The sequence below is a fragment of the Curtobacterium flaccumfaciens genome, from assembly GCF_051548005.1.
Classification (GTDB): domain Bacteria; phylum Actinomycetota; class Actinomycetes; order Actinomycetales; family Microbacteriaceae; genus Curtobacterium.
Genome location: NZ_JBPUGH010000012.1, coordinates 26,725 through 39,713 on the forward strand (window position 1 = coordinate 26,725; position 12,989 = coordinate 39,713).

Genomic DNA, 12,989 nt, shown 5'->3' on the forward strand with positions numbered 1-12,989 from the left:
CGCGGAACCCGCACGACGAACCAGACGCGGAGCCCGTCCCGCGCGGACCCGCACGACGAGCAAGACGCGGGGCCCGCGTCTCGCCCCGCGCGGAGCCCGCACGGCACGCGTCGCGCGAGCGCATGACCGACCGCTCGCGTGACGTGCGCCGCGCGACCGACGCACCCCGTGCCTCCCGGCCGCACTACCGTTGCAGTATGAGTACGAGACGCGCGGTCATCCTCGGCGGCACCGGCGGCATCGGCTCCGCGGTCGCCCGACACCTCCTGGACGCCGCCGACGACTGGCAGGTCGAGGTGGTCTCGCGCCGAGGCGGTCCCGTGGCGGACGCTCTGGTCGCCGACGGGGCGACCTCGACCGTCGGCGACGCCCGCGACACCGCGTTGCTCCGATCGCTGCTGCGGCCCGGCGCCGACCTCGTCGTCGACACCGTCGGTCGGACGCGCGACGACGCACTGCGTCTCCGGCCGTTCCTCGACGACGCCAGCTCCACGGTGTTCGTGTCGTCGAAGGCGGTCTACGTCGACGAGCAGGGCCGCCACGGCAACTCCACCGAGCGCCCGGTGTTCGGCGGCCCGGTCACCGAGCTGCAGCCGACGGTCGTGCCGAACGACGCGGACCCGACGAGCCGCGACGGTCACGGTGCCGCGAAGGTCGCTGCCGAACAGGTCCTGCTCGACCACGGCGCTCCGGTCACGGTCCTCCGTCCGTCGAAGGTGCACGGACCGCACATCGGGCGTCCGCGCGAGTGGTTCGTCGTGCGTCGCGTGCTCGACGGACGAGAGCGGATCTTGCTGGCGGACCACGGCCGCGGGGTCGACCACACCACCGCCGCCTCCGGGATCGCGAGCCTCGTGGCACTCGTCGCGGACCGGCCGGACCGCCGCATCCTCAACGTCGCCGACGAGACCGCCCCGTCGGTCCGCGAGATCGTCCGGGCCATCGCGGGTCACCTCGACCACGCGTTCGACGAGGTACTGCTCGACGAGGACGCGCCCGCCTTCGTGGGCGTGACGCCGTGGTCGTCGTCAAGCCCGTTCGTCCTCGACACCGCAGCCGCGCGGGAGCTCGGTTGGCAGCCGCCGCGGTACGAGCAGGCGGTCGTCCCCGAGCTCGACTGGCTCGTCGACACCGCGCACCGGGTCCCGGTGGACGGCGACGTGCCGTGGGCGGACGACCCGTTCTGGGAGCGGATGTTCGACTACGGCCCGGAGGACGCCGCGCTCGCCCTCCTCATGCTCGGTCGGGGCTGACCCGTGCCGCGCGCGGAGGTGCTGTTCATCGGCGGCCGCTCCGGCGTCGGCAAGTCCACTGCCGCCGAGGCGTTGCACGACCTGCTCGTCGCCGCCGACGTGCGGCACGTCGTCATCGAGGGCGACGCCCTCGACCTGGCGCACCCGGCGCCGCACGTCGAGCACCCGGAGGCGCACCTCGCGGAGCGGAACCTCGCGACGATGTGGGAGCGGTACCGCGAGCTCGGCCACCATCGGTTGGTCTACACGAACACGGTGTCCGTCCTCGAGCACGAGACCCTGGCCACCGCGATGGGCGACGACCCCGTGGTCACCGCCGTGCTCCTCCGCGCCGGCGACGCGGCCACGGCCGACCGCCTGCGGCGTCGGTCGGGTGGTCGCCTCCCCGAGGCGCAGCTGGCGCACAGCACCAGGACGGCCGGGAGGCTCGACACGGCTGTCCGGGGCGACGTCGCGCGGGTGGACACGGACGACCTGACGCCGGAGGACGTGGCCCGTCGGCTCGCGTCGCTCACGGGGTGGCTCTCCGCACCGCCCACTGTGGACTGAGCGGATCGATCCACAGTCCGGCCAGCGCGATGCCGAAGTCCAGGGCGGTCGGGGCAGGCTGGACGCATGAACGACAACCGCCTCGCCTCGGCCGTCAGCCCGTACCTCCGCCAACACGCGGACAACCCGGTGGACTGGCGCGAGTGGGGTCCGGAAGCGTTCGCCGAGGCTCGCGAGCGGGACGTCCCGGTCCTCGTGTCGATCGGGTACGCGACCTGTCACTGGTGCCACGTCATGGCACGCGAGAGCTTCTCCGACCCGGCCGTCGCCGACCTCCTGCGGCAGGACTTCGTCGCCGTCAAGGTCGACCGCGAGGAACGCCCCGACGTCGACGCCAGCATGATGGCCGCGGCGAGCGCCTTCACCGGACAGCTCGGGTGGCCGCTCACCGTCTTCACCACGCCCGACGCGCACGTGTTCTTCGCGGGGACGTACTTCCCACCGCAACCGGTGCAGCAGGTGCCGTCGTTCCGACAGGTCCTCGGCGCGGTGCTCGACGCCTGGCGCGACCGCCGGGGCGAGGTCGATGCGAACGCCACGGCCATCGCGACGGCGATCCGGCAGGGTGCGGAGGCGGACGCGACCGAGTCGTCGGGCGACGGGCGGGGCGGGGACGAGCCGCGCCTCCCGTCGGTCGACGCGATCCGAGCCGTCCTCGACCAGCTGCGGCAGGCGGAGGACACCACGTACGGCGGTTTCGGCGGCGCACCGAAGTTCCCGAGTGCCCCGCTCCTCGAACTGCTCGGCGACCTCGCGGCGGACGGCGCCGACGGGGCGGTCGGCGCCCACAGGGCGGTCGGCGCCCACGGGGCGGACGCCCGTGGCCTGCTCGGCAGGACCCTCGGGGCGATCGCCGGCTCCGAACTCACCGATGCCGACGGCGGGGTCTTCCGGTACGCGACGCAGCGCGACTGGAGTGTCCCGCACTACGAGCGGATGCTCTACGACAACGCGGGGCTCCTGCCGGTCGCCGAGTCCGCTCAGGCTCGGGGCATCGCCGCGTTCCTCCGCGACACCCTGCGTCGACCTGACGGTGCGTTCGTCGCGGCGCAGGACAGCGAGTCGACCATCGACGGGCGGCGCGTGGAGGGCGAGTGGTACCGCCTTCCGCTGGCCGAGCGCGCGCGGCTCGATCCCCCGCCCCTCGACGACCAGGTGCTGACCGGCTGGAACGGTCTCGCGATCCGGGGGCTCGCGATCGCCGGCGCGCGGCACGGCGACGATGAGATGATCGCCCTCGCCAGGGGCGCGGCCGACGCGGTGCTCGCGGCGCACGTGCGGGACGGCCACGTGGCGGTCCGGTCGAGTTCGCCGCGTGGCACGTCGAGCGCTCCGGCGACGATCGAGGACGTCGGCCTGCTCGCGGAGGGGCTGCTCGAACTCGCGCTCGTGACCGGCGCGGTGTCCTACGCGGTCACCGCACGGGGGCTCGTCGACGATGGGCTCGTGGGCCGCTTCGACGTGGACCCGGTCCTGGACGGCGCCGGGACCGCCACCGGCGAACAGCCGCAGACGGCGCTGCGGTCGGGGACGGTCGGCCTCGCCTCGGCTGCGGCGACGATCGCAGCACTGACGGGTGACCGCTCGTACCGCGACGCTGCCGCGCGGCTCGTCGCCGATCGTGCTCAGTCCGGGACGGAACGGCCGCTCGGGTACGCCGATGCGCTCGGGCTCGCGCTGGCGCTCGGGCGACCGTCGCGCGAGGTCGTCGTCGTGACCTCGGACCCGGCGGGCCAGATGCGATCGGCTGTGACGGCAGCGCGGCGGCCGGGGACGACGATCGCAGCCGTGACCCCGGAGCAGGCCGAGGCGTGGGCTGCTGCGGGCTTCGAGCTGTTCGCGTCCCGCGCTGCACTCGATCCGGCGGCGTACGTGTGCCACGACCACGTGTGCGCGCTGCCGGCGCGGACGGCGGACGCACTCGTGGCACAGCTCGCTGTGTGACACGGCGACCAGACGACGCTCCACCGCGCAGGTATCCTGGAATGCTCATGTCTGCCACCCCCGTCATCACGTACCCGCCCGAGCTGCCCGTCTCGCAGCGGCGGGACGACATCGCCGCCGCAATCCGCGACCACCAGGTCGTGATCGTCGCCGGTGCGACCGGTTCCGGCAAGACCACGCAGTTGCCGAAGATCTGCCTCGAACTCGGCCGCGAGTCGATCGGGCACACCCAGCCCCGCCGGATCGCCGCACGCACGATCGCCGAACGGGTGTCCGAGGAACTCGGCGGCGAGCTCGGCGACCTCGTCGGCTACCAGGTCCGCTTCACCGACAAGGTGTCCGCGAACACCAGGATCAAGCTGATGACGGACGGGATCCTCCTCAACGAGATCCACTTCGACCGTGACCTGAAGCGCTACGACACGATCATCATCGACGAGGCGCACGAGCGGTCGCTGACCATCGACTTCCTGCTCGGGTACCTCAAGCGGCTCCTCCCCCGCCGACCGGATCTCAAGGTCATCATCACGAGTGCGACGATCGACCCGGAGTCGTTCTCGCAGCACTTCGGCGGCGCCCCGATCATCGAGGTCTCCGGCCGCACGTACCCGGTCGAGGTCCGGTACCGCCCGCTCGTCGCGGAGGACGCGGACGACCGCGACGGCCGCGGCGGTCGCGACGACCGCGACGACGACGAGGACGACCCGCGCACCGACGACCACGGCTCCGGCAGCGACTCCGGCCGCGCCCCGGACGACCGCGACGTCCTCCAGGGCATCACGGACGCGCTCGACGAACTCGCCCGCGAGGACCCGGGCGACGTCCTCGTGTTCCTCTCCGGCGAGAACGAGATCCGCGACGCGCAAGAGGCGATCGAGGGCAGGCGCTACCCGGGCACCGAGGTCCTCCCCCTCTACGGCCGTCTGTCCGCCGCCGACCAGCACCGGGTGTTCGAGCGCCGCACGACCCCGGGCATCCGCCGCCGGGTCGTCCTCGCGACGAACGTGGCGGAGACGAGCCTCACCGTGCCCGGCATCAAGTACGTCGTCGACACGGGGACGGCCCGCATCTCGCGGTACTCGCCGCGCGCCAAGGTGCAGCGGCTGCCGATCGAGGCGATCAGTCAGGCGAGCGCGAACCAGCGGTCCGGTCGTGCCGGTCGAACGAGTGCGGGCATCGCGATCCGGCTGTACTCCGAGCAGGACTTCGAGCGGCGGTCCGAGTTCACCGACCCCGAGATCCTCCGCACGAACCTCGCTGCGGTCATCCTGCAGATGATCTCGCTCGGGTTCGGCGACATCGAGTCGTTCCCGTTCCTGCAGCCGCCCGACTCCCGTGGTGTGAAGGACGGCCTCGACCTGCTCCGCGAGCTGCGTGCGGTGGACGGCGACGGACGCATCACGAAGGCCGGACGGCAGCTGACGCGACTGCCGATCGACCCGCGGCTCGGCCGGATGGTGCTCGAGGCCGGTCGGCAGGGCGTCGGCCGTGAGGTGATCGCGATCGTCAGCGCCCTGAGCATCCAGGACCCGCGCGAACGTCCGCTCGAGAAGCGCGCCCACGCCGACCAGTTGCACGCCCGCTTCGCCGACCCGACGAGCGACTTCCTCACGCTGCTCAACCTCTGGAACCACATCGAGGACAAGCAGGACGAGCTGTCGTCGAGCGCGTTCCGACGCCTGTGCAAGGCCGAGTTCCTCAACTACCTCCGCATCCGCGAGTGGCAGGACCTGTACCGCCAGCTGTCGCGCGCGGCGAAGCAGGTCGACGTCCGCGTGGGGCAGTCCCGCAGCGAGGACGGCGACGCCGTGCACCGGTCCCTGCTGGCCGGGCTCCTCAGTCAGATCGGACTCCGCGACCGCGAGAAGCGCGACTACCTCGGTTCGCGCAACACCCGGTTCGTGGTGTTCCCGGGCAGCGTCCTCGCGAAGAAGCAGCCCGACGCAGTGATGGCCGCCGAACTCGTCGAGACCAGTCGCCTGTTCGCCCGGACCGTCGGGAAGATCGACCCCGCGTGGGTGGAACCGCTCGCCGGTGACCTCCTCAAGCGCACCTACGGTGAGCCGCACTGGGAGAAGAAGCAGGGCGCCGTCGTCGCGTACGAGCGGGTCACCCTGTTCGGCGTCCCGGTCGTCCAGCGCCGGCGCGTGCAGTACAAGCGCGTCGATCCCGAGCACTCCCGCGAGCTGTTCATCCGGCATGCCCTCGTCGAGGGCGAGTGGGACTCGCAGCAGGCCTTCGACCGCGAGAACCGTCGTCTCCGCAAGGAGCTCGAACAGCTCGAGGAGCGCACACGTCGGCGGGACATCCTCTTCGACGACGAGAAGATCGTCGACTTCTACGACGCCCGGATCCCGGCGGACGTGGCGACCACCCGCGACTTCGAGGGGTGGTGGCGGAAGGCGAGGCGCGACCAACCGGACCTGCTCACGATGCGCAGGTCTGACCTCCTGGCCGAGGACGCGGCGGAAGCCGCGCAGGACCAGCAGGAGTACCCGACCCAGTGGCGGTCCGGCGACCAGCGCCTCGCCATCAAGTACCGGTTCGAGCCGGGGGCGCAGGACGACGGCGTGAGCGTGCAGGTGCCCCTCGCCCTGCTCCCGCGGATGCGCGAGGAGGGCTTCGACTGGCAGGTCCGTGGCCTGCGCAAGGAGCTCGTGACGGCACTCATCAAGTCGCTGCCGAAGCAGATCCGGAAGAACATCGTGCCCGCGGCGGACTGGGCCGAGAAGATCGTGGCCGAGCTCCCGGACGACGCGCCGACGGAGCCGACGGAATCGTTCCGCTCGACCCTCGCGAAGACCATCCAGCACATGACCTACGTGCCGGTGGCGGAGTCGGACTTCGACCTGACGCGTGTGCCGCCGCACCTGCTGCCCACCTGGGCCGTCGTCGACGAGCGCGGTCGGAAGGTCGAGGCGGGCAAGGACCTCGCGGCCCTGCAGACGAAGCTCAAGGACCGCACCCAGCAGAGCGTCGCCTCCGCCACGGCGAAGGCGAACCGGCCTGGAGGCGCCGCTCGCGTCGCCCAGGCCGGTTCCGACCTCGAGCGGTCGGGTCTCACCACCTGGCCCGCTGGTGACCTCCCCCGCGTCCTCGACACCAAGCAGTCCGGCGGGGTGATCCGCGCCTACCCGGCGCTGGTCGAGGAGGGCTCCGGTCCGAAGGCGACGGTCGCGGTGCGACTGCTCGCCACCGAGCACGACCGTGCCGTCGCGATGCCGGCCGGAGTCCGACGGCTCGTGATGCTCGCGGTGCCCTCGCCGGTCTCGTACATCCAGCAGCACCTCACCGCCCAGGAGAAACTCGCACTCGCCGCGTCGCCGTACGCGTCGACGCAGGCGTTGTTCGACGACGTCCTCGCCGCGGTCGTCGATGCCGGCATCCGCGCCACGCACCCCGACGGACTCGTGTTCGAGCAGGCCGCGTTCGAGCGGGTCCGCGACGCGGTCTCCGCCTCGGTGGTGGACACGATGTTCAGCGCGGTGTCCGAGGTCGCCGCCGTCCTCACCGCACACCGCAACGCCGAGCGGGCGATCAAGCAGGCGAACTCGATGTCGCTGCTCGGGGCGCTGACGGACATGCGGCAGCAGCTCGAACGGCTCGTGTTCGCGGGGTTCGTCTCGGTCGCCGGGCTCGACCGGCTCCGACGCATCCGCGTGTACCTGCAGGGCGTCGAAGCGCGGGTGCAGAAGCTCCTGCAGAACCCCGGGCGCGATGCCGCGTGGATGCGCGAGGTCATCGTCGCCACCGACCGCTACACCGACGCCGGCGGCACCTTCCCCCCGGCGGTCGGAGCCCACCCGGAGCTCGTGCACGCGCGGTGGATGCTCGAGGAGTTCCGGTTGAGTCTCTTCGCCCAAGAGCTCGGGACCGCCGAGACGGTGTCGTTGCAGCGGATCACGAAGGCCCTGGCCGCGGCGCGCTGACGGGGCTAGCGTGTCGGCCATGATCGGCACACTCGACGTCGTCGTCCTGGACTGCCCGGACCCCCGCGAACTCGCGCGCTTCTCCGTGCAACTCCTCGGCGGCGAGATCGTCGCCTTCGACGAGGACTGGGCGGAGATCGCGCTCCCCTTCACCGACCTCCGGCCGATCCTCGCGTTCCAACGCGTGGAGGACTACCGCGCGGCGGAGTGGCCCGGGCAGGACGTCCCGCAGCAGAGCCACCTCGACGTGAAGGTCGAGGACCTCGACGCCGGGGAAACCGCGGTCCTGGGGATCGGCGCGACGGCGACGGGATCGGGGACCGAGACGTTCCGCGTGTACCTCGACCCGGCCGGGCACCCCTTCTGCCTCATCCGCCCGAACGACTGACGGAGCCCGGCGGCACGGGCGGATCGGTCGCGAGCAACGCGTACACGCAGAGGTCGTGCCGCACGCCCTCGATCGGGTACGCCTGCCGGAGCGTGCCCTCGAGCGTGAACCCGAGGCGCTCCGCGACCGCGCGGCTCGGCCGGTTGTCGGCGGCGGTCCGGAGTTCGACGCGGAAGACCCCGTCGGCGAACAGCGCGTCGACGAGTGCCTCGGCTGCTCGGGTCATCACCCCGCGTCCGCCGGCGCTCGACGCCAACCAGTAGCCGACCTCGGCCCTCGCCGTCACGGGGGTGATCCGTGCGGCGAGCGCACCGACGACCTGTCCGTCGAGCACGATCGCCGTCGGGACCCCGGTGCCCTCGGCCCAGCCGGTGAGTCCCGGGGTGAGGTAGGCGCGGACGTCCTCGAGCGAGAGGCCGGGTCGGGCGAGCTCTTCCCACGGGCGAAGGTGGTCGAGGTCGCCCAGCACGAGGTCGCGGTACGCCTCGGCCACGGAGTCGTCGGCGAGGACGAGCGACACGTGATCGTCGACGACGATCGGCAGCCGGACCGTCACGCGTCTCCGGCGACGGTCGCGAGCCCCTCGACGACCTGCACGTGCGGGAGTGCCGCGAGCACCGTGCCGGGCAGGAACAGCTTCGCGCCGCGGAGCCCGGCGCCGATGACGACCTCGGGAGCGTCCTGCACCCGCGCGTCCACGTACACGGGCCACGACGTCGGCAGGCCGATCGGGGTGATGCCGCCGTACTCCATGCCGGTCAGCCGGACGGCCTCGTCCATCGGGGCGAAGCTCGCCTTGCGGACGTCGAGGAGCTTCTTGACGACGCGGTTCACGTCGAGCCGGGTGTGCGCGAGGACGATGCACGCGGCGTACCGGACGTCCTCACCGCGCTTGCCCGCGACGACGATGCAGTTCGCGCCGCCCTCCACCGGGAAGCCGTACGCCTCCGAGAACGCCGCGGTGTCCGCCAGAGTGGGGTCGACCGGTGCGGCTTCGATCCGTGCGAGGACGTCCTCGGGCAGTCCGACGAGGGCCTCGGCGACCGGGATCGCGAGCTGACCGGAGGCGACGAGGGCGGGGACGCGCTGCAGTGTCGGCATGGTCCAACCCTAGGGACCGGGACCAGACTGGCTCTCATGTCCGCCCTCCGCCCCGTCGACCTCGCCACCTGGCCCCGCCGCGAGCACTTCGAGCACTACCGCGACCGGGTGCCCTGCACGTGGGAGATGACCGTCGAGCTCGACGTCACCGACTTCGCCGAGACGGTCAGGCGGACCGACCGTCGCACCTACGCCTCACAGCTGTGGGCGATCGCGTCCGTGGTGAACCGCCACGAGGAGTTCCGGATGCAGCTCCAGGAGGACGGCTCCCCGGCGGTGTGGGACGTGGTCCACCCGATGTTCACGGTGTTCCACCCGGACACCGAGACCTTCTCGGTGCTGTTCGTCCCGTACGACGAGGACCCGGCACGGTTCCACGCAGCGGCGGTGGCGACGATGGAGCGCTACCGGGACGACCACCGGATGTTCCCGCAGCCGGACCGGCCACGGAACGTGTTCGATGTGTCGACCCTGCCCGGGGCGTCCTTCACCGGGTTCGCGCTGCACGTCAAGGAGGGCTTCGACCACCTACTGCCGGTGTTCACCATCGGGCGGTACCGGTACGTCGAGGGGCGGACGATCATGCCGATCGCGGTGCGGGTGAACCATGCGGCAGTCGACGGGTTCCACGGCTCCCGCCTGTTCGCGGAGCTGCAGACGACGTTCGCCGAGGCCGGCTGGCTCCGCGGCTGAACCGCGACGCGCGGAACGCGCCGCGCGACCCGCGACCCGCGACCCGTGACCCGCGACGAAGGCGCGATCGCGCAGTCCCCGCGGACGCAGCTGCCGCTCAGGCCCGCTCGTCGATCGACCGGGATCCCGGAACGGGCGGCGCCGGGTCGTCCGCGGCCTCGGTATCGTCGGCGCGCGCCCACTTCACGGTCCACCGCACGAGGGGCTGCACCCGCTCCCACGCATCGACGATGTCGGACAGCGGGCTGGTCAACGGCAGGTGCCGGAGCGCGGCGTAGTGCTGCATCCGGAGCAGCTCGATGCGCGGGTGGTCCGCGTCGTACCCCCGCGGCGCGGTCTTGAGCGGCGGCCCGGCGAGTTCGAACCCGGCATCGACGAGGTCGTCGAGCTCCCGCTGCAGCGCCGCCGCAGCCCGGCGGTGCTCGTCGATCGCGGTGCGGGCGGCGTCGAGCTGCGCGCGCGACGGCGTGTAGAGCCCGCCACCCGCCTGGATGCCGTCGGCCCCGGCGCTGAGGTAGACCCCGCCCGCGGTCAGCCCGGTGTCCTCCCGGTACGGCCGCTTGTCGGGCGTGAAGCGGAGGTCCCGGTGCTGCCGGAGCACGCGTCCGGGTCCGTAGCGTCGCTCGGCCTCGTCGAGCAGGGCCTCCATCGGCGCCTCGACGTGCCGCTCCCAGTCCTCCCGGTGGTCCTCGAACCACGACTTCTCGTTGTGCTCGGCGAGCCCGCGGAAGAACGTGGCGAGTGCAGGGGTGAAGGGCCGGTCGGTCATGCCGGCCAGTGAACCGCCGCCGACTGCGACCTGCCCGACGCGACGGGGTACGACGCCGCCCACCGCCCGGGCAGCCGCCGGGAGGACGGTGGGCCGATGCACCACGACGAACCGACCCCACCGACCGACTTCACGGCGCTGGCGGTCTCCCGCGCCCTCGACAACGTCGCCGACGGCGGCAAGCCCTTCGCCTGCCTGATCGTCCGAGACGGCGAGGTCGTCGTCGAGGCCGTCAACCACGTCGCCCAGACCGGGGACCCGACGGCGCACGCCGAGATCCGGGCGATCCGGGCCGCGGCCGAGCAGGGCATCACGGACCTCGGCGGCTACGACGTCTTCGTGACGGCGTACCCGTGCCCGATGTGCCTCGGCGCGCTCTACTACGCGCAGCCCGACCGCGTGGTCTACGCGGCGTCGCGGGAGCAGGAGGGCGAGCACTACGAGGACGGCAACCGCCTGATGACCCTCGCGACCTTCTACGACGAGTACGCCAAGCCCGTCGACGAGCGCGCGCTGCGCGCCGAACAGGGCAGCGTCGACGACCCGACCGCGCCGTTCCGCGCATGGAGCGCCCGGCACGCGGACTGACGCGGTGGACGCGGTGGACGCGGTGGACGCGACCCTGTGACGACCTGGAGGCTCGGGGCGGGCCCGCACCGCGCCTCCAGACCGACGGGTGCCAGGCTGGGGACATGACCTTCGAGCAGCACGCGCGGTCCTTCGGCAGCGCGGTCGACGCCTACGAGCACGGGCGGCCGGGGTACCCGGCCGAGGTGGCCGACTGGCTGGTGCCGCACGACGCCCGCCGGCTCGTCGACGTCGGTGCGGGCACCGGCAAGTTCACCCGGACGCTGCTCGGCCGCGGCGCCGAGGTCGTCGCCGTCGAACCGGACCCGGCGATGCGGGCACGGCTCGCGGCGCTGCTGCCGGACGTCCGCGCGCTCGACGGCACCGGCGAGGCGATCCCGCTGCCGGACGCCTCGGCCGACGCGATGACCTTCGCGCAGTCCTGGCACTGGGTCGACCCGGCAGCCGGCGTCACCGAGGCCGCTCGGGTCCTCCGGCCGGGTGGCGTCCTCGGCCTCGTCTGGAACGTGCGCGACGAGACCTCGGACTGGGCGCAGCGGCTCGGCGAGGTCATCACGCGGCCCGAGGCGCAGCGGATGTCGTACGACGACGAGTCGATGCTGGACGGACCGCTCGACGCGCGGGAGCACCGCGTGTTCGAGTGGGTGCACGAGCAGGACCGGTCGGCGTTCCTCGACATGGTCCTGTCCCGCAGCTACGTCATCGTGCTGCCGGACGCCGAGCGCGCCGGACTCCGTCGAGCGGTCGAGAAGCTGCTCGACACCCACGCTGACACGGCCGGGCACGACGTCGTCCGGGTGCCGTACCGCACGCACGCCCACCGCTACGAACGACGGCCGTAGCGCGGCCAGCCCGAGCGCGGCCGACCCGGGCGGTACGCTCGGACGATGCGCGCGACCGTGCGGGAGGTGGCGGCCCTCGCCGGGGTGTCACCGAAGACCGTCTCCAACGTCGTCAACGGCGGCGTCCCCGTGCGCCCGGATACCCGTGCCCGCGTCGAACAGGCGGTCGCCGAACTCGGGTACGTGCCGAACCTCTCGGCCCGCGGGCTGCGGAACGGCCGCTCGGGCGTCATCGCGCTGACCCTGCCGGAGATGCGGAACCCGTACGCCGCCGAGCTCACCGAGTGGTTCGTCGAGCTCGCCCGCGACCACGGTTGGGTCGTGCAGCTCGACCAGACGGGCAACGACCCCGAGCGCGAGCAGGACCTCGTGTCGCGGGCCCGCGCGCACCTCGTGGACGGGCTCGTGCTCAACCCGGTGACGCTCAGCGCGAGCGTGCTGGCGTCGACCGAGGGGCTCCCGCCGACCGTCGTCATCGGTGAGGTCGAGCCGGAGCACGTCGACCAGGTGCACGTCGACAGCCGGGCCGCGGCCGAGGAGGCGACGGCGTTCCTGCTCGGCGCCGGGCACCGTCGGATCGCGATCGTCGGTGCGGCCGCAGCGGTCCGTGCAACGGCGACGAGCGAACTCCGGGAGCGCGGGCACGGCGACGCGCTGACCGCGGCGGGCCTCCCGGTGGACGCGGGGCTCCGGGTCCCGCTGGACGACTGGTCGACGGCGACGGCAGCGCGCGAGTTCGGCGCGTGGTTGGACCGGAACGACCTCCCGGACGCGGTGTTCGCGTTCACCGACTCGATCGCGTTCGGGGTGCTGCACGTCCTCGCCGCCCGGAAGGTCCGGGTGCCGGAGCAGGTCAGCGTGATGGGGTTCGACGACATCGCGGCGGCGGCGTTCGCGATCCCCGCGCTCACGACCGTGGCCTTCGACCGGAAG

At 72.6% G+C, this 12,989-nt stretch carries 12 protein-coding genes; 9 read left to right on the forward strand and 3 right to left on the reverse strand.

Going from position 1 to position 12,989, the window contains the following annotated elements; genetic code table 11:
• Positions 1 to 197 precede the first annotated feature (197 nt).
• The 5 genes from ACSW7Y_RS03260 (at position 198) to ACSW7Y_RS03280 (ending at position 8,063) form a co-directional block, all read left to right on the forward strand.
• On the forward strand, positions 198 to 1,253 hold the full coding sequence (locus ACSW7Y_RS03260; RefSeq protein ID WP_438124908.1) for an NAD-dependent epimerase/dehydratase family protein: 1,056 nt from the start codon (positions 198 to 200) through the stop codon (positions 1,251 to 1,253).
• A 3-nt stretch (positions 1,254 to 1,256) separates the two neighbouring features.
• Positions 1,257 to 1,802 carry an ATPase gene (locus ACSW7Y_RS03265; RefSeq protein WP_438124909.1) on the forward strand — a complete coding sequence of 182 codons (546 nt, stop codon included), beginning with the start codon at positions 1,257 to 1,259 and terminating at the stop codon, positions 1,800 to 1,802.
• A 66-nt stretch (positions 1,803 to 1,868) separates the two neighbouring features.
• Entirely contained in the window at positions 1,869 to 3,746 is a 1,878-nt protein-coding gene (locus ACSW7Y_RS03270) for a thioredoxin domain-containing protein (protein WP_438124910.1), read from the forward strand.
• A gap of 47 nt (positions 3,747 to 3,793) precedes the next feature.
• Positions 3,794 to 7,675, forward strand: coding sequence for an ATP-dependent RNA helicase HrpA (hrpA, locus tag ACSW7Y_RS03275; protein WP_438124911.1), 3,882 nt, complete (start codon positions 3,794 to 3,796; stop codon positions 7,673 to 7,675).
• A 19-nt stretch (positions 7,676 to 7,694) separates the two neighbouring features.
• Positions 7,695 to 8,063, forward strand: coding sequence for a VOC family protein (locus ACSW7Y_RS03280; protein WP_438124912.1), 369 nt, complete (start codon positions 7,695 to 7,697; stop codon positions 8,061 to 8,063).
• Here the strand turns inward: ACSW7Y_RS03280 and ACSW7Y_RS03285 are convergent.
• Positions 8,044 to 8,619 (reverse strand): GNAT family N-acetyltransferase, encoded by a 576-nt coding sequence (locus ACSW7Y_RS03285; RefSeq protein ID WP_438124913.1) that lies wholly within the window; start codon positions 8,617 to 8,619, stop codon positions 8,044 to 8,046. The genes ACSW7Y_RS03280 and ACSW7Y_RS03285 overlap by 20 nt on opposite strands.
• Complete coding sequence (locus tag ACSW7Y_RS03290; RefSeq protein ID WP_438124914.1) at positions 8,616 to 9,164, reverse strand: YbaK/EbsC family protein; 549 nt, start codon at positions 9,162 to 9,164, stop codon at positions 8,616 to 8,618. The genes ACSW7Y_RS03285 and ACSW7Y_RS03290 overlap by 4 nt, the downstream gene beginning before the upstream one ends.
• A gap of 36 nt (positions 9,165 to 9,200) precedes the next feature.
• Between ACSW7Y_RS03290 and ACSW7Y_RS03295 the strand changes: the two genes are divergently transcribed.
• Positions 9,201 to 9,857 (forward strand): CatA-like O-acetyltransferase, encoded by a 657-nt coding sequence (locus ACSW7Y_RS03295; protein ID WP_438124915.1) that lies wholly within the window; start codon positions 9,201 to 9,203, stop codon positions 9,855 to 9,857.
• A gap of 97 nt (positions 9,858 to 9,954) precedes the next feature.
• On the opposite strand, the gene ACSW7Y_RS03300 is transcribed toward ACSW7Y_RS03295, so the two are convergent.
• On the reverse strand, positions 9,955 to 10,626 hold the full coding sequence (locus ACSW7Y_RS03300; RefSeq protein WP_438124916.1) for a TIGR02453 family protein: 672 nt from the start codon (positions 10,624 to 10,626) through the stop codon (positions 9,955 to 9,957).
• A 96-nt stretch (positions 10,627 to 10,722) separates the two neighbouring features.
• On the opposite strand from ACSW7Y_RS03300, the gene ACSW7Y_RS03305 reads away from it, so the two are divergent.
• The 3 genes from ACSW7Y_RS03305 to ACSW7Y_RS03315 form a co-directional block, all read left to right on the forward strand.
• Positions 10,723 to 11,214, forward strand: a complete 492-nt coding sequence (locus ACSW7Y_RS03305; RefSeq protein ID WP_438124917.1) for a nucleoside deaminase — start codon at positions 10,723 to 10,725, stop codon at positions 11,212 to 11,214.
• Positions 11,215 to 11,318: 104 nt separating this feature from the next.
• The gene (locus ACSW7Y_RS03310; protein WP_438124918.1) at positions 11,319 to 12,056 is read left to right on the forward strand and encodes a class I SAM-dependent methyltransferase; all 738 of its coding nucleotides are present in this window, start codon (positions 11,319 to 11,321) and stop codon (positions 12,054 to 12,056) included.
• Positions 12,057 to 12,101: 45 nt separating this feature from the next.
• Positions 12,102 to 12,989 (forward strand): LacI family DNA-binding transcriptional regulator (locus ACSW7Y_RS03315; protein WP_438124919.1); only part of this gene is annotated, 888 nt, incomplete at its 3' end.

Bases quoted from the DNA above. Each gene is read 5' to 3' on its own strand.
- ACSW7Y_RS03260 (WP_438124908.1), top strand. From the start codon at position 198: ATGAGTACGAGACGCGCGGTCATCCTCGGCGGCACCGGCGGCATCGGC.
- ACSW7Y_RS03270 (WP_438124910.1), top strand. From the start codon at position 1,869: ATGAACGACAACCGCCTCGCCTCGGCCGTCAGCCCGTACCTCCGCCAA.
- hrpA (WP_438124911.1), top strand. From the start codon at position 3,794: ATGTCTGCCACCCCCGTCATCACGTACCCGCCCGAGCTGCCCGTCTCG.
- ACSW7Y_RS03280 (WP_438124912.1), top strand. From the start codon at position 7,695: ATGATCGGCACACTCGACGTCGTCGTCCTGGACTGCCCGGACCCCCGC.
- ACSW7Y_RS03290 (WP_438124914.1), bottom strand. From the start codon at position 9,164: ATGCCGACACTGCAGCGCGTCCCCGCCCTCGTCGCCTCCGGTCAGCTC.
- ACSW7Y_RS03295 (WP_438124915.1), top strand. From the start codon at position 9,201: ATGTCCGCCCTCCGCCCCGTCGACCTCGCCACCTGGCCCCGCCGCGAG.
- ACSW7Y_RS03300 (WP_438124916.1), bottom strand. From the start codon at position 10,626: ATGACCGACCGGCCCTTCACCCCTGCACTCGCCACGTTCTTCCGCGGG.
- ACSW7Y_RS03305 (WP_438124917.1), top strand. From the start codon at position 10,723: ATGCACCACGACGAACCGACCCCACCGACCGACTTCACGGCGCTGGCG.
- ACSW7Y_RS03310 (WP_438124918.1), top strand. From the start codon at position 11,319: ATGACCTTCGAGCAGCACGCGCGGTCCTTCGGCAGCGCGGTCGACGCC.